The 22,488-nt window shown below is 44.1% G+C and carries 15 protein-coding genes; 10 read left to right on the plus strand and 5 right to left on the minus strand.

The features are described 5' to 3' along the window. Positions 1-4 precede the first annotated feature (4 nt). From FLAVO9R_RS03285 to FLAVO9R_RS03325, 9 genes are all read left to right on the plus strand, one after another. On the plus strand, positions 5-814 hold the full coding sequence (locus FLAVO9R_RS03285) for a prolyl hydroxylase family protein (RefSeq protein WP_159528742.1): 810 nt from the start codon (positions 5-7) through the stop codon (positions 812-814). 208 nt (positions 815-1,022) lie between these two features. Further along, positions 1,023-5,096, plus strand: a complete 4,074-nt coding sequence (locus FLAVO9R_RS03290) for a hypothetical protein (RefSeq protein WP_159528744.1) — start codon at positions 1,023-1,025, stop codon at positions 5,094-5,096. A gap of 95 nt (positions 5,097-5,191) precedes the next feature. Further along, the gene (locus FLAVO9R_RS03295) at positions 5,192-7,888 is read left to right on the plus strand and encodes a TonB-dependent receptor domain-containing protein (RefSeq protein ID WP_159528746.1); all 2,697 of its coding nucleotides are present in this window, start codon (positions 5,192-5,194) and stop codon (positions 7,886-7,888) included. Between the two features lie 155 nt (positions 7,889-8,043). Then, a complete protein-coding gene (locus tag FLAVO9R_RS03300) occupies positions 8,044-8,802 on the plus strand; it encodes a DUF3450 domain-containing protein (RefSeq protein ID WP_057793840.1) in 759 nt (252 codons plus the stop codon). Positions 8,803-8,815: 13 nt separating this feature from the next. Beyond that, on the plus strand, positions 8,816-10,183 hold the full coding sequence (locus FLAVO9R_RS03305) for a MotA/TolQ/ExbB proton channel family protein (RefSeq protein ID WP_159528748.1): 1,368 nt from the start codon (positions 8,816-8,818) through the stop codon (positions 10,181-10,183). A gap of 2 nt (positions 10,184-10,185) precedes the next feature. Next, positions 10,186-10,704, plus strand: a complete 519-nt coding sequence (locus FLAVO9R_RS03310; RefSeq protein ID WP_159528750.1) for a MotA/TolQ/ExbB proton channel family protein — start codon at positions 10,186-10,188, stop codon at positions 10,702-10,704. Positions 10,705-10,733: 29 nt separating this feature from the next. Next, positions 10,734-11,141, plus strand: a complete 408-nt coding sequence (locus tag FLAVO9R_RS03315) for an ExbD/TolR family protein (protein ID WP_013785412.1) — start codon at positions 10,734-10,736, stop codon at positions 11,139-11,141. Positions 11,142-11,144: 3 nt separating this feature from the next. Continuing rightward, positions 11,145-11,753: an energy transducer TonB gene (locus tag FLAVO9R_RS03320; RefSeq protein WP_159528752.1), complete on the plus strand. Its 609-nt coding sequence runs from the start codon at positions 11,145-11,147 to the stop codon at positions 11,751-11,753. Between the two features lie 4 nt (positions 11,754-11,757). Continuing rightward, entirely contained in the window at positions 11,758-13,083 is a 1,326-nt protein-coding gene (locus FLAVO9R_RS03325; protein WP_159528754.1) for a tetratricopeptide repeat protein, read from the plus strand. Between the two features lie 200 nt (positions 13,084-13,283). Here FLAVO9R_RS03325 and FLAVO9R_RS03330 read toward each other — a convergent pair whose 3' ends face one another. From FLAVO9R_RS03330 to FLAVO9R_RS03350, 5 genes are all read right to left on the minus strand, one after another. Continuing rightward, the gene (locus FLAVO9R_RS03330; protein WP_159528756.1) at positions 13,284-13,865 is read right to left on the minus strand and encodes an acyloxyacyl hydrolase; all 582 of its coding nucleotides are present in this window, start codon (positions 13,863-13,865) and stop codon (positions 13,284-13,286) included. A 198-nt stretch (positions 13,866-14,063) separates the two neighbouring features. After that, on the minus strand, positions 14,064-15,167 hold the full coding sequence (locus FLAVO9R_RS03335; protein ID WP_159528758.1) for a response regulator: 1,104 nt from the start codon (positions 15,165-15,167) through the stop codon (positions 14,064-14,066). Then, the gene (locus tag FLAVO9R_RS03340; RefSeq protein ID WP_232370569.1) at positions 15,160-18,483 is read right to left on the minus strand and encodes a hybrid sensor histidine kinase/response regulator; all 3,324 of its coding nucleotides are present in this window, start codon (positions 18,481-18,483) and stop codon (positions 15,160-15,162) included. The genes FLAVO9R_RS03335 and FLAVO9R_RS03340 overlap by 8 nt, the downstream gene beginning before the upstream one ends. Before the next feature lie 139 nt (positions 18,484-18,622). Continuing rightward, on the minus strand, positions 18,623-20,191 hold the full coding sequence (locus FLAVO9R_RS03345) for an AMP-binding protein (protein WP_159528760.1): 1,569 nt from the start codon (positions 20,189-20,191) through the stop codon (positions 18,623-18,625). A gap of 200 nt (positions 20,192-20,391) precedes the next feature. After that, complete coding sequence (locus FLAVO9R_RS03350) at positions 20,392-20,862, minus strand: hypothetical protein (protein ID WP_159528762.1); 471 nt, start codon at positions 20,860-20,862, stop codon at positions 20,392-20,394. 205 nt (positions 20,863-21,067) lie between these two features. Here FLAVO9R_RS03350 and FLAVO9R_RS03355 point away from each other — a divergent pair, with 205 nt between their 5' ends. Beyond that, positions 21,068-22,225 carry a PQQ-dependent sugar dehydrogenase gene (locus FLAVO9R_RS03355; protein WP_232370570.1) on the plus strand — a complete coding sequence of 386 codons (1,158 nt, stop codon included), beginning with the start codon at positions 21,068-21,070 and terminating at the stop codon, positions 22,223-22,225. Positions 22,226-22,488: the final 263 nt, after the last annotated feature.

Genomic DNA, 22,488 nt, shown 5'->3' on the forward strand with positions numbered 1-22,488 from the left:
AATTGTGGAGCACGTTTCATCACGCTGGAAAACATGGGTAGTAAAAAACCTTTTAGCTGGCACGGCACCGCCTGTGATTGCTGAACAGTTGACCCTAAATGGGTTCGATGCAGAAACAATTCGCACGCTTTTAGCCAGTAATTTACCAGCAAACTATGTTTTTGATCGGGATGTAGAATTTTATCGCAAGCTCGCATATCCCACTTTTTTACATCAGCCTTCAATTAACAATGTGGCCTGTTTGTACGATGAAAAGGTAGTTCAGCTTTATCGCGTTGATAACTTTTTATCTGCGCAGGAGTGCCAGGATGTCATTAGTCTTTCCTCAAGTAAGCTTACTCCTTCAAAACTGACTGGTGCACCTTCCGCTAAGGGGATCAGAACTTCTTCAACCTGCGAACTCGCTTTCATGGATAGTGCATTAGTTACCTCTATAGATAGCCGCATTGTCAGCTTCTTAGGTTTGGGCATAGGAGAAAAAGAGGTGATTCAAGCGCAACATTATGAGGAGGGGCAATATTTTAAACCGCATTTTGATTTCTTCCCACCAGGCACTCCACAGTATCTAGAACATGCAAAAAAAAGGGGCCAGCGGACATGGACTTGCATGATTTATTTAGACGATAGCTTGGAGGGGGGGCATACTCACTTTACAAAAATCGGCGTGTCGGTAAAGCCCTGCCGAGGCGCAGCACTGATATGGAATAATTTGACCCAAACAGGCACGCCTAATTTTAATACTATGCATTATGCCGAACCGGTGACCGCGGGTAATAAAAACGTCATAACTAAGTGGTTTCGAGATAGAAACTAGTCCTTCTAACAATATAAATCAGTTGCTGTAACACTCAAACTTCACTCTAACCCATTAAAAAACAACACAATCTATAAGCCATAAAAGGCGACTTACAAAAGTTCCAAATATTTCCATCTTAATGTACATTTGTAACAAAAATGTCACCCTTCTCATTTAATCTCTACCGGACTTTGAAATTCAATCTAAGATCTAACTGGAGAATTTAATGGAAATTCGTAATGTTTTTAAGATCAGTGCAATCACGACAGCACTTATTCTTGCAGGTTGCGGTGGCGATATAAATATTAATGAAGGTGACGAAGTTGTTGCAGCTCCAACGACTCCTACCACGCCGACTACCCCAACTACGCCAACTACCCCTGATGTTGATACGCCATTTTCATTAGGCTTGGCGACTGATGCATCAAGCGAATTCTCTACAATTACTGACAAGCCTGTTTATCGCTTAAACGACGACTTAGTGTTAACGCAAGACATGACGTTAACGAATGATGCACACTGGATCATTAAGGGTCGTACGGCAGTTGGTAACGACAACGCGGATTCAACAGTACTTACCATTGAAGAAGGTACAACAGTTATCGGTGAAGACGGTGACGACTTCTTAGTAGTACGCCGTGGTTCACAAATTGAAGCGTCTGGTTCATCTTCAGCGCCAATTGTAATGACATCTATCCAAGACGTTACTGGTGAAGAAACATCAATTGGTCAATGGGGTGGTGTGGTATTACTAGGTAATGCACCCACTAACCTTTGTAACACAGGTGACGATGACCAGACGTCTGACGACGAACTAGCGTCTTGTGGTGTGTCTGCGGAAGGTGATGCTGGCCTATACGGCGGAAACGACGCAGAAGATGATTCTGGTACACTAGAATATGTGGTTGTTAAGCATGCTGGTAAAGCCTTGGCGTCTGGTGATGAACTAAACGGTATTTCATTTGCTGGTATCGGTTCTGAAACGACAGTTAATCACATTCAAGTTCACCAAAACCTTGATGACGGTATCGAGTTTTTCGGTGGTACGGTTAGCGTAAGCAATGTAGTGCTAACTGACATTGGTGACGATTCTCTAGATTGGTCTTTTGGCTGGACGGGTAGTGCAACCAACGTTTACATTCAGCAATCTGCAGACAGTGGCGACAATGCCATTGAAGCGGATAACAACGAAGATAACCCTTCTTGGTTACCACTTACCAAACCGACTGTTTCTAACGTCACGATTGTAAGTGCTGACAAGACTAACGGTGTGCGGTTACGTAACGGTACAGCAGGGGTGCTATCTAATGTAGTCGTTACCGGCTCTACATTAGCGGCTAACTGTCTGCGCGTAAATGGCGACGAGTCTATTGCGAATGCAGAGTCTGGTGAGCTTTCAATCACTAACTCTGTAGTTGCTTGTGAAACCCCAGCAAACAACTTCGGTTCAGATGAAATTGGTGGCGATTCTACGCAAGCGTGGTTCGAAGGCCAAACCGGCAATAGTGTACTAACACCTTCTGAACTTCTTTTTGAAGATAACGGGTATTTCCCTACGTCAGCTTCGCCTTTAGCAAACAGTGGAAACTACATTGGCGCATTTGACCCTGCTGGTGAAGACTGGACTACAGGCTGGACGGTTGGTGTAAACGGTGGATTCCCAACTGATATTCAGACTGCTTTCGAGCAAGGTCTTGCGACAGATGTTTCAGCTAACTTCCCAGAATTAACTGACAAGCCAGTTTATGAACTTGCTGAAGATACAACACTAACCAGTGATGTAACGTTAACTAACGATGCTTACTGGTTAATTAAAGGTCGCTTAGCTGTTGGTAACGATAACGCAGACAACGCGGTACTTTACATTGAACAAGGCACAACCGTTTTCGGTGAAGAAGGCGATGACTTCTTAGTAGTGCGTCGTGGCTCTCAAATTGAAGCTGCAGGTACGGCCAACGCGCCAATTACCTTTACGTCGGTTCAAGACTTAACAGGTCAAGAAACGTCTATTGGTCAATGGGGTGGTTTGGTACTTCTTGGTAATGCACCTACTAACCTATGTAACACGGGTGACGATTCAGATACTTCTGACGCTGAATTAGCAGCATGTGGTGTAGCAGCGGAAGGTGATGCAGGGCTTTACGGTGGTGCAGATGCTGAAGATAACTCAGGTACGCTTCGCTATATTGTCGTTAAGCACGCAGGTCGCGCATTAGCGGCAGGAGATGAATTAAACGGTATTTCATTTGCAGGTATTGGTTCTGGTACTGAAGTTGAATTTATTCAAGTTCACCAAAACCTTGATGACGGCGTTGAATTCTTCGGTGGTACAGTAAGCGTTCGTAACATTGTGTTGACTGATATTGGCGATGACTCACTTGACTGGTCATTTGGTTGGACTGGTAACGCACAAAATGTTTATATCCAGCAATCGGCTGCAGGTGGCGACAACGCTATCGAAGCGGATAACAACGAAGATAACCCTGCGTGGTTGCCGCTTACTAGCCCAACTATCTCGAACGTAACTATTGTTGGTGCCGATGATACAAACGGTGTGCGTCTACGTAACGGTACCGCAGGTGCAGTACGTAACTTAGTCGTCACTGGCGGCGTAGACTATAAAAACTGCTTACGAGTTAACGGTGCTGAGTCTATCGCCAACGCAGAATCGGGTGCGCTTTCAGTAGAAAACTCAATGGTTGCGTGTGAAACCGCTAATAATTTCGGTTCTGACGAAATTGGTGGCGAAACGACACAAGCATGGTTTACTGGCCAAACTGGAAACAGTGTACAAACGGCTGACGCACTGATGCTTTCTACCGATGGCTTCACACCTCGTTCTGGTTCTCCATTGCTTGGCGCTGGCGTTGATATGTCTGCAGACAGTGATTTCTTCACATCAACTGACTACATCGGTGCATTTGACGGCGAAAACAACTGGATGGACGGTTGGACTGTTGCAGTAAACGACTCAATTCCTTCTGATGTGACTAACGCATTTGAGCAAGGATTGGCCACTGACGTTTCAGGCAGCTTTGCCGCGATTACTGATAAGCCAGTGTATCAGCTAGCTGCTGATACTATCTTTACCGCAGACGTTTCTTTAACCAACGATGCTCATTGGTTGATTAAAGGCCGCACAGCTGTAGGTAACGATAACGCTGATAACGCTACGCTTTATATCCAACGCGGTACTACCGTATTTGGTGAAGATGGCGACGATTTCTTAGTAGTACGCCGCGGTTCGAAAATGGAAGCGTCTGGTACTGCAACATTGCCTATCACTTTCACTTCATCTGAAGATATGACGGGTGGCGAAACCACTATCGGTCAATGGGGTGGTCTAGTTATCTTAGGTAATGCACCTACTAACTTGTGTAACACAGGCGACGACGACGCAACCTCAGATGCGGAATTAGCATCATGTGGTGTATCTGCTGAAGGTGATGCTGGTCTATACGGCGGCGCTGATGCAGAAGATAGCTCTGGTACTTTCCGCTACGTTATTGTTAAGCATGCAGGTAAAGCACTTGCTGCTGGTGATGAACTAAACGGTATCTCATTTGCAGGTGTTGGTAGTGGTACAGAAGTAGACTTCATCCAAGTGCACGAAAACTTAGACGATGGTGTTGAGTTCTTTGGTGGCTCGGTAAACGTTAGTCACCTAGTTCTAACTGCCATTGGTGATGACTCACTAGATTGGTCTTTCGGTTGGACGGGTAAAGCACAGTACGTACTTATCAAGCAGGGCCTTAACGGCGGCGACAACGCATTTGAAGCTGACAATAACGAAGATAACCCTACTTGGACACCACTAACAACGCCTACTGTTTCTAACGTAACCATCATTGGTTCTACAGAAACCAACGGCGTACGTCTTCGCAACGGTACAGCAGGAACCATTAAGAACTTAGTAGTAACTGGCGGCGTTGATTACAAAAACTGTCTACGCGTTAATGGTGATGAATCAATTGCAAACGCAGCAGATGCTTCACTTACCGTTACCCACTCTACAGTGGCTTGTGAGTCTACAAGCGCATTTGGTTCTGACGTAATTGGTACGGCAACAACCCAAGAATGGTTTGAAGCACAAGACGGTAACACCGTTGTTGCAGATATTGACGCGCTAAGTTTCGATGATGCAACCGGTTATGTTCCAAGCAGTGATTCAGCGTTACTTGGTTCTGGTTTTGATGCGTCTACGCTAGATAGCTTCTTCGATAGCACCGATTATAAAGGTGCATTCGATGGCGAAGCTAACTGGACACTAGGCTGGGTAACTGTAGGTCTTGAAGACTAATTCACTTTCGTCATTCATTGAAGCTAAGGCGCTTGCGCGCCTTAGCTTTTGTGATGAAAGGTCTTCCTAACTACAGTCCCATAGGAGTTTCCATAATGAAAAATAATCAATCGTCAATATTCAAGTTAGGTAGTCTGACGCTTGCCATTTCTACTATTCTGGGTTCAAGCTTATTGTCTACCACGGCAATAGCGCAACAATCAGAAGATGAAGTGATTGAAGAAGTTGTTGCTACAGGTACCCGATTAAAAGGAACAGCAACAGCGGTAATGCAAGAACGTCAAAACCAAGCGTTTGTTGCCGATATCATGGGTGCAGATCAAATTGCACGTACCGGTGATGGTGATGCTGCGGCGGCACTTCGTCGTGTAACTGGATTGACATTGGTAGATGGCAAGTTCATCTACGTTCGTGGTTTGGGTGAACGTTACTCAAGCACACAATTAAATGGTATGACAGTACCGAGCCCTGACCCAACGCGTTCGGTGGTTCCGCTAGATTTATTCCCTTCAAGCATCATTGAAAGCTTGAACGTTCAAAAATCGTTTTCACCCAATATGCCAGGTCATTTTGGTGGTGGTAACGTTAATATTCGTACTAAATCTATTCCTACTGAATTTGTTTTCAGTATGTCCGGTGGGGCAGGTTGGAATTCAGAAAACAGTAACGATGGTTTTTTCTACGACGGTGGCAGCGACGATTGGACTGGACGAGATGATGGCACACGTGCCTTACCGTCTATCATAGCATCGAACCTAGCGGCCTCTGGTTCAGACGGGTTTGAAGGTGATTCTTCACGCACGTTAGCGCAAACACAAGAAATCCTAAATTCATTCAATTGGGATATTGGCCCTGAAAGTAAGTCTGCCGAACCAGACTTCAATTTTGGCGCCACCTTGGGTAATCGTTACACGTTTGACGATGACAGTGTATTGGGTTTTCTTGCGACGGTTTCTTACAGTAACGAATGGTCAATAACCGAAGAGCAATTGGGTAATGATATTGGTGGCGGACAAGATAACCCCCGCTTTACTAAATATCGTGACATGATTTCTACCGAACAAAATGTTCGTTGGAGCGGCATGTTCAACGTGGGTTATGAGTTAAATAGCAACCACAAAATTGAACTTGTTAATATGATGCTGCATGACATGCGCGACCGCCTGCGCGACGGCGAATACTTCGACGACAGTGAAACAACGGTGGGCGTTGAAGAATTCAGTCGTATGGATATCATTTTCGAAGAACGTGAAATGGTATCGTCTCAGTTGAAAGGAACTCACAACTTCCTTGATATTGCTAACGGCGTATTCTTTGATTGGTATGCAGGTACGAGTCGTGCCTCACGTGAAGCGCCAGATATTATGGAAGTCACTTACCAGTTATTTTATGACGACGCAGGTGCGTTAGAGCTTGAACGTATTGATGATACTTCAGGGACTAACTTAAACCGTCAATATCAAAGCCTTCAAGATGAATCTGATACTTATGGTTTTAATGTCTCTACCCCCTTCTATGGAGACGGGTATGATATTGAAATTAAGGCGGGTTTCGACTATTACGAGAAAACTCGTGATGCCGTTAATATCGATTTAGCGATCCGTCATTTTGGTATCAATGATGAGTTTAAAGTGGGTAACCGTCTGTATGATATTTTCTCAGAAGAAAATATTAATAACCCAGACTTCTACGCAAGCTCAACCGGTAGCTCGTTATTCCAAGACAATACCGGTGAAGGTGATAAGTATTCTGCAGCAAGTAAGCTGACTGCCGGTTACTTGATGGTAGATGCCTTTATCGATAAGAAATGGCGTCTAAGTGGTGGTGCACGTTGGGAAGAGTTCCAGCAAATTTCAGTGCCTTATGTTGAACACTCGAATGAGTTTGCAGCAGAGACAGATGAAATTGTTGATAGTATTTACAACGAAGATGACATCCTACCTTCATTCGCGTTGACGTATATTGCTGATGATGAAATGCAGTATCGTTTCAACATCAGCCAAACGTTAATTCGTCCTGATTTACGTGATATCAGCACCACATTCTTTATCGATCCGCTTACCGAATTCCTTGTTCGTGGCTCACCATCTTTGGTAGAAACAGAGCTAATGAATATTGACGTTCGCTGGGAATGGTACATGTCTCAGGGGAATAACGTATCTGTCGCTTTATTCTATAAAGACATGGAAAACCCTATCGAGATGGTTCAGTTCGATGGTGGTGAGGGTGTACCTCAGTTGCTTACCGCTAACGGTGAAGAAGGTGAGTTGTACGGGCTTGAAGTCGAATTTTTACACGACCTTAGCTTCGTTAGCGATTCAATGAGCAACTTCTTCATATCCGGTAACATGACAGTATCGGATTCAGAAGTGACTATTGGCAGCGGTGATCAAGACTCTTTGTTCTCACAGCAAGCACGTGAAGCTTATGGCGGTACTATTACGGCAACCATTACTAACGACCAGCGTCGTTTAGTGGGCCATTCAGAGTGGGTTGCTAACCTTCAATTAGGTTGGGATTCAGACAATGGAGAGCACTCGGCTTCATTGGTGTATAACTCGTTTGGTGAACGTATTATTGCGCCAGGTGTTCGCGGATTTGAAGATGGTATTGAAAACCCTTTCCATTCTTTAGATTTTGTTTACACCTACTACCCTGACTTTAATACCACCGTAAAATTAAAGTTTCAAAATATCCTCAATGAGGATAAAGAAATTGAACAGGAGGGGCTACTGTTGCGCCGTGAATCAGTCGGCACAGGCATTAGCGCTAGCGTGAAGTACGACTTCTAATTTAGAAAGCCCGGAATTCTCCGGGCTTTTTATTGTGTGTTTGTCTACTGAATATGACGGTTATGTAATAAAACTGTCATGGAAAACTCCTATCCTACGCCCAGAATTTTATAGTCGGTAATCCCGATTTCTTTTAACTTTAAAGGTTTGAATGTATGAAGCTTATCAATTCTTTGCTTATAGCAGGCGCGCTTGTGGCGACACCTGTACTAGCACAAGACGATGAAGTACTAAATCCCGTTATCGATGAGGCGGCGAAAATTAATGAATCTGCTGCGAAGTCGCAGGAAAAAATCAACGGTATTACCGATCAGATTGACAGCAAACTTCAGCAATTCAAAACATTGATGAAAGAAATAGAAGGTTTGGAAGTTTATAACACCCAACTTCGTAAGCAAATTAGTAGCCAAGAACAAGAAATGGATGATTTGAACGCCGCTATCGATGAAGTATCGGTTGTTGAGCGTCAAATTACCCCGCTTATGATGCGAATGATTGACGGCATGGAGCAGTTCATTGCCCTAGACGTACCTTTTCTTCCTGAAGAACGTAAAAACCGCGTAATGGATTTAAAAGCCATGATGGACCGTGCAGATGTTGCCGCATCTGAAAAATTCCGTCGTGTAATGGAAGCGTACCAAGTTGAGATGGACTACGGTCGCACCATGGAAGCTTACAGTGGTTTGCATACTATTAATGGCCAAGAGCGTGACGTTGAGTTTTTACGCCTAGGTCGCACAGCGCTTATTTATCAAACTCGTGATGCTAGTTCACAAGGTGTTTGGAACAAGCAAACTCGCCAGTGGGAAGAGCTAGACAGCAGCTACCGCACACAAATTACCAAAGGTCTGCGCATGGCGAAGAAGCAACTTGCCCCAGACTTATTAATGCTACCAGTGGCTATCACAGACTAAGAGGTTGATGAGAATGTTTAATTCAGTAAAACGTATCGCTTTTGGCCTAGTAGCCCTTAGCTTAAGCGCTGGTGCAGTAGCGCAGAACGACCGCGCAATGGACCTTGATGCACTGCTTAAGCAGCTAGAAGAAGGTCAATTTGCCCAGTCTGAGCAAAACAAACAACGTGAGCGCGATTTCGTTGCTCAACGTGCTGAGCAAGATCAAGTATTGCGTGACACCCGCGCTCGTCGCGACCAGATGTTGGCCCAATCAGAACAGCTTGAAACGCAATTCGAAGAAAATGAATTCAAATTGGCAGACCTTAACGGTGCATTGGACACTCGCTTAGGTTCATTAAAAGAATTGTTTGGTGTTCTTCAGCAGATTGCTGGCGACACGAAAAACAAATTTTATAACTCAATGATTTCAGCTCAAATCTCAGGTCGTTCAGACTTTTTGGATAAAATGGCACAAGACATGGGCTCAAGCTCAAAGCTTGCCTCTATCGAAGAAATTGAGCGTGTATGGTTTGAAATGCAACGTGAAATGACTGAGTCAGGTAAAGTCACTAAGTTCACAACCGATGTTGTTGAAGCTGGTGGCCAGAAAGTATCAAAAGAAGTGGTACGCGTAGGGCCTTTCGCATTAGTTGCTGACGGTAAATACCTTGAATACAACGGTGTGACTGGTACGGTTTCAGAACTTATCCGTCAGCCTGCTGACCGTTACAATAGCTCTGCTGCAGAGCTTCAAGAGTCGACTGGCGGTGAGTTAGTTCAGTTTGGTATAGACCCAACAGGTGGTTCAATTCTAGGTCTGCTTGTACAAGCGCCAAACCTTAAAGAGCGTGTTGAGCAGGGCGGCGTAGTAGGGTACATCATCCTTATCGTTGGTGCGTTCGGTTTGCTACTAGCCATTGAGCGTTTGATTACCTTGTCGCTTATTCGCATGAAAGTGAACAAGCAGCTTAAGAGCAAAGAAGTTAAAGCTAACAACCCACTTGGCCGTGTACTTAAAGTACGTGACGAGTATCCAAACGCTGACGTTGAAGCATTAGAGCTTCACCTTACTGAAGCTATCTTGGGCGAAGTGCCTAAGTTAGGGCGTAACCTTACTATCATCAAGATTATTTCAGTAGTGGCTCCGCTGATGGGTCTATTAGGTACCGTAACCGGTATGATTAATACTTTCCAAGCAATTACCTTGTTTGGCACAGGCGACCCGAAACTAATGGCGGGTGGTATTTCAACAGCACTAGTCACAACGGTTCTTGGCCTGGTAGTAGCTATTCCGATGACCCTGCTATACGCCATGCTAAATACACGTTCTAAGAACATTGTATACATTCTTCAAGAACAAGCGTCTGGCGTTATTGCAGAGCGCGCAGAGCGGAGCTAATCATGATCGAGTTTCTAGAAGCAATTCGCGATTTCACAGAAACAGGTGGCCAGGTTCTCTTGGTCATCGGTCTGCTGATATTCGTTATGTGGCTTTTGATCCTCGAGCGTGCCATGTATCTGATGGTTTGGCATAAACAAGCTAAGAAAGAGGCGGTGTCGATGTGGACTGCACGTCATGACCGCGCTTCTTGGATTGCACAACAAGTTCGTCAGAAAACGATTTCACAGTTAACTATGCGTCTTAACGGTAGCATCCCGATTATTCAGTCTTTGGTAGCGCTTTGTCCGCTACTTGGCTTGATGGGAACGGTAACCGGTATGATTGAAGTGTTCGATGTAATGGCTATTGCTGGTTCGGGTAATGCCCGCTCTATGGCATCAGGCGTATCGAAAGCCACTATCCCCACTATGGCGGGCATGGTTGGTGCACTTTCAGGCGTATTCGCCTCTACGTGGCTTAACCGTATGGTGAAATCTGAACGCACGCATCTTGAGGATGCATTGACTATTCAACGTTAATGCTACGGCATTAAGGTAAGGTAAAAATTATGAAGCAACATTTTCAAAACCTAGTTGATGAAGAAGAAGCAGCCATCGATATGACGCCCATGCTGGACGTTGTATTTATCATGTTGATTTTCTTTATCGTAACCGCATCCTTCGTAAAAGAAGCGGGTATTGATGTTAACCGTCCTGAAGCAGCCACTGCTGTTAAAAAAGACCGGGCTAACATTCTTATCGCTATCTCTGATAAAGGCGAAATTTGGATCAATAAGCGTCGCATTGATGAGCGTGCAGTACAGGCGAACATCGAGCGTCTTCACGCTGAAAATCCGCAGGGTACCGTTGTGATTCAAGCAGATAAAGAATCGACGACTGAAACTCTTATTAAAGTTATGGATGCCTCCCGTGCGGCAGGTGTTTTTGATGTTTCGATTGCAGCTCAAGAGCCATAAATCATGCCACGATATATAATCGCATTTGTTATATCCCTTGCGATCACGTTGGGCCTGTTCTTCTTGATGCAATCACTCATCAAGATGGGTGGCAGTGCGTTAACGGAACCGCCAAAGGGTAGTGTACTTGACTTTGTTAGGGTTAAGCAGGACGAACAGGTCGAGAAAAAAGATCGTAAGCCTAAGAAGCCACCTACGCCAGATCAGCCGCCACCACAAATGGAACAGCCTCAAATGGATTCACCTACTCCGGATGCTGAAGGGACGTCCATGGACTTCGGTGCAGATGTTGGTGATGATATTTCATTAGACGGTGGGTTAGCCCTTGAGTCTGGTGATGGCGAGTATTTACCCATTGTTAAGGTTGCGCCGGTCTATCCAAGACGTGCTTTACAACGTGGAATTGAAGGCTTTGTTATTGTTGAGTTTACGGTAACTAAGCAAGGCGCAGTACGAGACCCTATCGTGATAGAAGCCAACCCTGAAGGCATATTTGAACAAGCAGCAATGGATGCCGCAATGAAGTTTAAATATAAGCCTCGAGTGGTCAATGGCGAAGCCACGGAAGTGTCTGGTATTCAAAACCGTATTACCTTCCAGATAGACGGATAATGACATGAGAAAAAAACAAACGAATACATTGCTTAGTGCACTGGCGTTTGCAGTTGTTTGTGCAACTGTGTCTGTCCCTACTATGTTGGTTGCCGGTGATGCAGTTGCCCAGGAACAAAAAGCCAGTGATAAGAAAACCCGTCGTGTACCTACACTTCGCGGAAAGGTTTACGAGCAGTTAGCGCGAGCACAATCAGCCGCCGACGATGCGGGGAATGTAGAAGAAGCTGTTGCTATTCTTAAAGAGGTAGAAGATAAATCTGACTCGATGAATAGCTACGAAAAAGCCATGATGTATAACTTTTTCGGCTTTATTTACTACAACGATGAAAACTACGACAAAGCGTTGGAATCGTTTGAAAACGTGGTAAACCAGCAACCTATTCCTGAGAAGTTCGAAATGTCGACACTTTTCAGCTTAGCGCAGTTGCATTTGATGCAAGGTAACTACGATAAAACGATTGAGTTTATCGAACGCTGGGAAGTATTAAACGACGGTGTTATTCCACCTAAAAATAAGGTGTTAAAAGCACAGGCGTATTACCAGAACAAGCGTTACGATGATGCAGCTGATTGGATAACACAAGCCATTCAGGAACATGAAGCAGAAGGCATGTTGCCCGATGAAGCATGGCTTATTCTTCAACGCGCGGTGTTCTATGAACTTAAGCAGCCTGCTAAAGTAAAAGATGTTTTGATCAAGCTAGTAAAGCTTTACAGCGAACCAAAATATTGGATACAACTGGCTGGTATGTACGGCGAGTTAGGCGAAGAGCGTAAGCAGCTTGCGATTATGGAAACGGCTTACCAGCAGGGTTTTATAGCATCGCCTGCTGATATCTTTAACATGGCTCAATTGTATTACTATCACCGTGCTCCTTATAAAGGTGCATTGTTGATGGAACAAGCCATGAAAGAGGGCGTGCTGGAAGAAAACCTTCGAAACCTTAAGTTTTTAGGCCAAAGCTGGACGCTAGCCAAAGAGCAAGACAAAGCGATTCCGGTGATGATGCAAGCAGCAGAATTATCAGAAGATGGTGAGTTAGACGCTCAGTTAGCGCAAATCTTACTTAATGAACAACGCTGGGACGACGCTATTGCAGCGGCAGATCGCGCCGTTGAAAAAGGTGAGATGCGTAACCCTGGCTTGGTGTATTTGATTAAAGGCATGGCCCTTTACAATCAAAAGCAGTACGCACTTGCACTTAATCAACTTGCTGAAGCTGAAAAGCATCAGAAAAGCCGTGCTATGGCGCAGCAGTGGAAACAGTTTGTTCAATCTGAAAAGAGACAAGCTGAAATCATTGAAACTGAACTTGGTAATAGCTAAACATTATCTATAAACACAGTCGCTGCTTAAATAGCTAGCACGTTTAAACGTATTTTAAGTGCTAGCTATTAGCCGTTAAATTTGATGTAACACGTGACCTAATGCGTGTTGAGAGAACGCTGCAAGCTAAGTTAAACGAGCCTGCGGCGTTTTTGTTTGTGCCAACGTAATTAATAGCTCATTTAGCTGAGCTCTCCCCCTTAAAGACGTTGGCTAAAAGATAATGAAACAAAATCTAATCCAGGATTAGGCTTCTTAAACCCCGCGTTCGAGTAATGAAAATATCGCAACGACACGCGGTACTCTTGGTATTGTCCAAACGTCGTTGAAAATCCAATTCTATCTTCAAACTGATAATGGGTAGACACGTCTTTACCCGCAAATTGTGTATCGTCTAGCAACGACACCCCAATCCCAAGTTCTAAATCGATAGGTTTATTAAACACCGTGGTCAGTGGAAACCGTAAGATAGGTGAAAGGGCGAGTACGACATTTGAGTCGTACTGGTTATCGTCGCCATACTCCCAAAAGTTTGCGCTGGTTTCCATGGTTAAAGTCATAGGCCAACTTACGTTTAAAGGCTGGTCGATATTATATTGATAAGCTAATTTGATGCCATTTACAGCGCCTTCCCCGCGTATAAAGTCGATAGCATAGCCATGGGCGCTTTGTGTTTGCGTGGGCCATAGGCTAGTCGATTGGCTCTCGCTGCTACTAGCAGAAAGTGGGGTAAGTAATAGTGCGAGTAATGCCGTAAGTGTAACGATGTGTGTGTTAGTCATAGTGTGTTCCTCCAACGCCCTATATGAGGGAAGAACACGGGTAACCCAATTCTAAAAAAAGACGTGTTTTAATCGATTAAATATAACAATTTTATTCTGATAAGTTAGCGTAAATTAAACTAACACATGAACGCTAAAATTCGCGGTTTTACCGTAAACTTCTTCGCAAATAACGGCTTTCTCTTAATAGGGCCGCCTTTATAACGTTTTGGGGAGGAAGGCTTCTATTGACGGGAGTTCATTTCTAGTTTCAAGTTCATTCCAATAAACTTTTGTTTTCAACACTTCTTCTTTGATAGACAAAAAAGTGGACACTAATTCTGGGTCGAAGTGATTGCCTGATTCACCTTCGATGTAGGTAAATGCTTCTTCATCCGACCAGGCTTTTTTATAAGGGCGCTTCATCGTCAGGGCATCAAACACATCTGCAATTGCCACAATGCGCGCGCTTAATGGAATTTGTTCACTCTTCAATGAATAAGGGTATCCACTGCCATCCCATTTCTCATGATGATAGCGCGCAATTTCTGCCGCTAAGCTAAATAAAGGGGAATTACTGCGAGTTAATATTTCATACCCTATTGCCGCATGCGTACGCATCACTTCCATTTCATCAAAGGTAAGTCGCCTAGGGGCTTTTAAAATGCTATCAGGGATACCGATTTTCCCGGTGTCGTGCATTGGCGCGGCTTGTGCCAATAAAGAGGCTTTTTCGGGGGACCAACCAGAGGCTAACGCTAAGCATTGACAATAAGCGGCCATGCGCCAGATGTGATGACCGGTGTCATTATCGTTGTAATGCCCTGCTGCGGCCAACATGCTAATAGCGCTTTGCTGACTGAGAAGCAGCTCTTGGGTTCTGATTTTAACTTCTTGTTCAGTTACTCTCACTTGATGTGCTAACGAGATGTGAGTTTTTACTCTAGCAAGCACCAACGCAGGTGAGATAGGCTTTGTAATATAATCCACTGCACCTAATGCAAATCCTTTCTCTTCATCTTGACCTTGACCTAAAGCCGTAACAAAAATGATAGGCACCTTAGCGAGTCTTGGGGCAAGCTCGGGGGAAGTCTTAATTTGTTTGCATACCTCATGACCATCAATACCCGGCATCATAATATCGAGTAAGATAAGGTCTGGGGTGAATTGCTCTACGACTTTTAATGCGATATGCCCAGTGGGCGCTACTTTTACTTGATAATAGGGCGACAAAATTCCCTGCAATAAATCGATATTTGCTGGCTCGTCGTCAACGACTAGCACGCTGAATTCCGTTTTTTTCGACTTTTGGTTATCAGCCATTTAGCAGTGTATCCCTTAAACGTAAAAGTTCTTCTAGCGCTCGGCCGTAATCGTAAACACTGACAAGTTGCCTTGCATGGTTTAACGTATGTGCCGATGCTGATGATGCATGTTTATTGTAAAGCGCTGATAGCATAGACACCGCCTCGGCATCGTAAGATTCAAGGCTTGTGATCACCGCTGACAAATCTGAGATAGATAATGTCTCTTCTACTTCGTTTTCATCATACTCTATTGGCAATGAAAGCGTATGCGCAATAAGTCGAAGAGTGGCGTCTAAAGTGAAAGATATGTTGGATATTTTATGCGCATAATTGGTGTTTTTTTCAAAGCTGTTTGGCAGCCCTTCTAACGCGGAAACCAAGGTATTAGCACCTATTTTTCTAGCATCCTCCAATAGCGAGTTAATAGCATCATGCTTTGAGTCATTCTCAATCATAATGTTAATAAGCTGCGCGAGTAACTCTGCATTTCCGTAATTAGAGTAAAATTCACCGAGGGAAGTGAGGTAGGGGTCGTTACTGTCATGCATGTTATTTAAATTGGCAGAAGTGTGAATATTGATGTCGATGACATGTAATATTTCAGCCGCGGTTGCGGGCTTTAACAAGTGCGCACACATACCAACGCTAGATGCTTCTTGTTTGTTCTCGCGACTATCATCCGCACTAAGTGCAATAATAGGGCAGTGCCAGCCATTTAAATTATTTAGTTCCTCAGCAACAGTGAATCCGCTCATATTTGGAAGAATGCAATCGAGCAGAACTACGTCGAAATCGTTGCTCTTACCCAGTGCTAAGGCTTGCTCTCCAGAGGTTGCTGTGGTTACTTTCAACCCCGCATCAAGTAAAATTTGTTGCGCAATTTCAAGACTTATACTGTCATCATCAACCAACAAGGCGTGCTTTCCAGCTAATCGTCGCTTACGCCATATCTTGCTTTCCAGTCCATCAGCGTGAGTTGGCGAAGTGGAGCTAGAGGTAGGGAATAACTCTCGTAAGATGTGAACGTCAGTAAAGGGTAACTCTATAATATTAAGCGTGTTGAGTTTAATAGGTTGTAATCGTCGCTTGGCTTCTTCAGTGTCGATAGGCGTTACAATACACACAAGGTTCAGATTTTCATATTCACCAAGTTTTACGTGGTTAACGAAGGTTTGCCATGCTGCAACCTGAGCCGGAAGTATCACAATTGCGTCGTGAGGCGTGACTGGGAAAGCGCCTGCATTTGGCTTAATAAATTTACAGGGTATGGCTAGTCGCGACAGTGTGTGTGCTAAAATATTATTCGCTTCATCCATATCATGGCTCGTATTCACACACAATAATGGGTGATTCAATTCCCGTATGGGCATGGCTTGCTTCAAATTTTTAGTGTCTATTTCACTAACCTTTCCATGACGCTTTTCATGAACCATACCCGGGAGGGTAAAACAAAATTGAGTTCCCTTGCCAAGCTCACTGGTAAATTCAAGTTCACCATGCATTAGCTCGACTAAGCGCTTACTAATCGCCAGGCCCAACCCAGTACCGCCATATTCCCTTGAAATAGATGCATCGGCTTGTACGAAGGCGTTAAACAGTTTTTCTTTGTTGTCGTCATTAATACCAATACCTGTATCGCTTACACAAAAGGACAGAGCTTCAGCTTTTTGGTTGACAGTTAATTTAACGAATCCGTGACGAGTGAACTTGATTGCATTTCCCAATAAATTAACCAATACCTGATAAATCTTGTCGCTATCACCTTTACAGGTAACGTCTATGTCTAAGCGCATATCGAAAAGTAACTGCAAGTGCTTTTGGCGCGCTTTATGTTGAAACACTTGTGCGAGCTTGTTCATCATATCGGCAAGATTGAAATCAGCATGGTGTAATTCAATTTGTTGGGCTTCAACTCTGGAAAAATCTAAAATGCCGTTTATTAACGTAAGCAACGAGGTAGCGCTGCCTTTTACCTTAGTCATGTAACTTTGCTGCTGCGTGTAATTGTCGGTTTCAAGTGCTAAATGGGTTAAGCCAATGATGGCATTCATTGGAGTGCGAATTTCGTGGCTCATTGTGGCTAAAAAATCACCCTTGGCTTTGTTGGCATTAGCGGCTTCTTTGTAGGCATGTTGCAGCTGTCGCTCTAACCCTTTGCGGCCACTTATATCTCTAAACACACCTACGTGCCCGTTGGGTTCGCCCTGAATGTCTTCAAGGGGAACGGCAACAATTGAAATCGGAAAGATGCGTCCTCGCTTATCGGTAAAGAAGTCTTCATCAGAGTTGTAGGTTTTTCCCTCACAAATCGCATGATTTACGGGGCATTCATCTCGAGATAAAAGTGTGCCATCTTCTTTTTGATAATGAACAGCATTGTGGAACCTGTGGCTTTGTAAATCTTCTAATTCCCAGCCTAACAAGCGAGATGCTTCAGGGTTAAGAAATTGGGTTTTGCCTTTTGCATCTACGGCATATACGCCTTCACCGATGCTGTTGGTAATACTCTGATAGAACTGTCTACCGGACTCTAATCTTTCTTCCAACCTTTTCTGATTGGAAATATCTGTACACAGTACCACGAGGTTTTCAACACGGCCTTGGTCGTTAACGTTGGGCACAATGGTACAAAATACAAACCAAGGGGTACCGAATTTAGTAATACTTTGAAGCTCTCCGTGCCATATCTCACCTTTAAATAAGGACTGAAGAATGGCTAGGCGTGTGGGCAGGGGAACATTTTTAACATTGAGCATATCTGCATTGTTTCCAATAAGCTCGTCTCGACTAAATTCAGATAACTGACAACACTTATCATTAGCACTTAAGATAGTGCCGTTTAGGTCGAGAGTTACAACAATGCTGTGCTCATCCATAGCTCGCCTTTGGATCAGCATGTCGTTCTCTTTATGTTGCTGCTCAGTAATTAAGTCTAATACCAAGGTAGACAGCGACGTTAAGCTAGCAATATCGTCATCAATTTCGGGGCGCGCTTGCGCTGTTAATAATGTATTTACCGATTGAACAAGGTTGTCGGTTATGGCTGCTAATTCTTGAGGCGAAGTTTGCCCCTGAGCTATAGGTGGCCTATCCATATTATTTTGACGTGCATAACCGCCGCTTGTTGTCTTACCTTCTGCTTCAAGACCATGTTGGCGGTATGTATTGTCAATAGAGGCGAGCAATGCACTAAGGCCCGTGGTAAGGCGGGATGCATCATGGTTGTCTAATAAAGAGGTTTTATTAAGTATATCGTCTAACCAAAGTTCGCCTTCTTCGTTGTTTTCACAAGAAAAAGCAGCTTTGATTTGCTTGATTAAAAGGGAGTTCACAGCGTTGGGAGCAGACTTACGTTAGGCTTCATAGATTATGTATAGAATGAAAATGGTATTGCAGCAAACAAATCAGGTTATTCTTTGGTAGCAATAACCTGATTTTATTCATATTAACGGCAATTATCGCCAAGACAATTTAGGCTGAACGAAGCTCTCTACGCAGAATTTTCCCAACGGTAGATTTAGGAAGTTCTTCTAAAACGGTAAGTTCCTTAGGGACTTTATAGTTGGTTAAGCTTTCTTTGCAAAAGGCAATGATGTCATCGTTACTCACTGGCTTGCTGACGGTGATGAACGCGCATACTCGCTCACCCGACTTATCATCTGGCTTGCCAACAACAGCGGCTTCCATGATGTCTGGGTGAGCGGTGAGTACATCTTCTACTTCATTGGGGTAAACGTTAAAGCCAGAAACAATAATCATGTCTTTCAAACGGTCGACAATTTTAAGTGCCCCTGATTCAACCCAAACCCCGATGTCACCGGTTTTAAAAAAGCCATCTTTGGTCATGACTTTTGCGGTCTCATCGTCTCTGTTCCAATAGCCAAGCATCACTTGCGGCCCACGAACCGCAATTTGCCCTGACTCGCCTTCGCCTATCGGGTTATCGTAGCTATCTAGTAAAGCGACTTCAGTATCTTGCAGTGGTTTACCAACGGTTCCAATTTCTTCTTTGCCAGGAAGGTTGAAAGAAACCACTGGCGCGGTTTCTGATAATCCGTAACCTTCAGTAATCGTATTACCCGTTACTTGTTTCCATATAGACACCGCCCCTTGGGTAAGCGCCGTACCACCAGACATGGTCAAATGTAGTTTTGAAAAGTCGAGTTTGGCAAATTCTGGGTGACGACCCAAACCAACGAATAAGGTATTAATACCTGCAAACGCCGTAATTTTGTGCGGTTTTAAGGTTTGAATAAAGCCGTCTATATCACGAGGGTTGGGAATAAGCACAATATGACTGCCCTTCGCGAACAGCGCCATCATACAAACGGTAAAAGCATAAATGTGATACAACGGAAGGGGGCAAACAACCACTTCCTCACCTTCTTTGAAAAAGCCGCCTAGGTGATCGAGCATTTGAACGCTGTTGCTCATCACGTTTTTATGGCTAAGGGCTGCGCCTTTAGACACACCAGTAGTGCCTCCCGTATATTGCAACATGGCAAGGGCTTCAAACTCTGTTTTGGGTCTGACTACACCAGGCAAATCTGCACCAGCTTTCATCGCATCGGTTAATGACACTGTGCCCGCTATAGCCGGAGCCGTAGCAGCATCTAATAATTCAGTCGCTGAAGTAGCAACAACGGTTTTAATTTGAGTTTCACTTTTAATGGCATCAAACTTAGGCAGTAAATCACTTAAGATCACTAACGCTGTCGCGCCGCTATCCGTAAATTGATGCTTCATTTCCCGCTCGGTGTAAAGCGGGTTAGTGTTAACAACAATCAAGCCTGCGCGCAGGGCAGCATAAACGGCAATAGGGTTTTGGATTAAGTTAGGCAGCTGGATAGCTATTCTATCGCCAGCTTCTAGCTTGGCTTCATGAGCGAAGTAGCGCGCTAAGGCAGCTGATTTTTCGTCTATCTCTTTGAAGGTAAGGGTTTGACCTAATGCGGTATACGCAGGCTTGTCAGCATGCTTAGTAAGAACGGCTTCAATATTGTCGGCCAGGCAAGTAACGTTTTCTGGGTACGTTAACATAATGCTTTATCCTGAATGAGAGGTTTCAATGAAAGATGACTGTGCGGATACAGTAACAAATGTTCATTTTTATTTACATACCTATTACATTATAGCTAAATATTCACCTAAGTGATGATTGCCGGCGACTTGAATAGCATTGAATAGGTTCAGAAGGCATTGACTTGAGCGTGGCATTAGCGCTTGGGAGTACGGAACTGTTAGCTATTTGATAGTGGGCGCGATGTAATAGTTACTCGTAGTAAGCCATAAATAAACCCGCCCAATAAACCCGCGAAACATTGATATAAAAAGCCATCGTACCCGCGAGCTCCCGCAATCAGCGTAACGTTGAGAATAGGCTGCATGGCAAGCAGCGCAACAGCGATGCTAGTGGCGCCCGCTACGCTCGTTAATGTGATAAAGCGAGGTTTTGTAACCTTATGCTTCATGGCGTATTTACGAATGATAGTGACAACACTGAACGCAAGTAACAGTGCAATAGCGATAATAATGCCATAAGTTGGGAGCAAGCCTACAATATCCTTCCAAGCAGTTGATAACCACTCAGGGAATGATATTTCTACCCCAAGGCTGGACAGTGCTTTTAGTACTTGGAACGTGTGCAAACTGCTAGCTACTAAAAAGGTTGCTAACCAGGCAGGAACAAAACTTTTGATAAAAGACCACATAACCGCTCTTTACGTTATTTTAAGGTGCTATAACAATCAAAATACTATTGCATGCTAAGCTAGCTTAATAAATAGGGGGAAGGAAATTATGTTTAGCCAAAGCGGGTTGGAAATGCCTGGTAGTATAAAAAACCAAGCACCACGACCTACACGAAATCTAACCTTAATAATGCTCACGTGCTTGAATTTATTATCAACATTCTGTGTGTCAGCAAATACGTCTGGTAAAGGTGCTCTTGAGGTACAAACTTCTGACGCAGCAATAACCACGGTAATTGCCGATGAACTGCATTATCCCAAAGCACTTTTGCAATTGCCCAATAGTCATTGGTTAGTAGCCGAACGAGACGGCACGATTGTCACCGTGCCCTCTATTGTGATTAGTTCAGACAAGCCTGCTCTATTCCAACAAACCCGCTTGGCAAAAGCATCGGCACGAAACTCCTTGCCTCAACAGGTATTGCCACTTCCACAGCTTTATCAAAAAGGGCAGGGCGGGCTACTGCACATGGCGCTTTCTCCCGATTTTAGCACCTCGAAAGTCATTCTCTTTTCCTACTCGAAGGGCACTGACAAAGCGAATCGTTTGGCCGTGATGCGGGGTGTTTTGGCCGATGATGGGCAAATTAAAGCGTTAACACCCGTATTGGAAATAAAAGACAGCAAGGCTACACCAGTGCATTTTGGTGGCAAGCTTGTCGCCATGAAAGATGGCACTTGGTTGGTGACCACAGGTGACGGTTTCGATTATCGGGAGCAGGCCCAAGTATTAAGTTCACAGTTAGGGAAAGTGCTTCGTTTTACTGTAGATGGAAAGCCCGCCTCAAATGTTCCGTTTAACAATGCGCGGTTTGTTTACACCTTAGGGCACAGGAACCCACAAGGGTTAGTGAAATTGCAAAATGGTGATGTCTACCTGCATGAGCACGGCCCGGATGGCGGTGATGAGCTAAACAAGCTCAAGCCTGGAATGAACTATGGTTGGCCGGTGGTCACGCTAGGTAAAGATTATTCGGGGGCAACGATTTCCCCGTTTAATCACTATGAGGGCATGGTGGATCCACTCGTGGATTGGTCGCCATCTATAGCGCCATCGTCTATGGCGGTATACAACCACAATGCTTTCCCCACACTCTCTAATCACTTGCTTGTTTCTGCCTTAAAAGCGAAGGCACTTTACGCGGTAGACTTATCAAGCCAACCCTTTCAGTATCGAAGAGTTTTTTCTACAATAAATCAACGGGTTCGCGATGTGGCAGTGGGGCAAGATGGCGGTGTTTATGCGCTGACTGATGGGGAAAGTGCTGAGCTAATACAGTTACTATCACCTGAGTCGTTTGCTACTGTAACAGGCTCAAATTAAGTGCATTCAAGCCAAGAACTAGAAAATATTGTAAATTTACAACATTATTGTTTATTATTTCATCTGGTTCGACCATAAATACGAAAAATACCTAAGATAAGTCGTACTTTGTATAGCTTGCTTTTAATATTGCCTCAAAATGCAGTATAGAATGAGCTTAATGCTAGACGTTTTTTCTAACTCAATGATAATTAGTGATTATTTTTTATTTTAATAAATTGGTTTTTATCTGCCTAATAAGCAAAATATAAATATGCAGAAGT

This window comes from Alteromonas sp. 38 (genome assembly GCF_902506055.1).
GTDB lineage: Bacteria > Pseudomonadota > Gammaproteobacteria > Enterobacterales > Alteromonadaceae > Alteromonas > Alteromonas lipotrueae.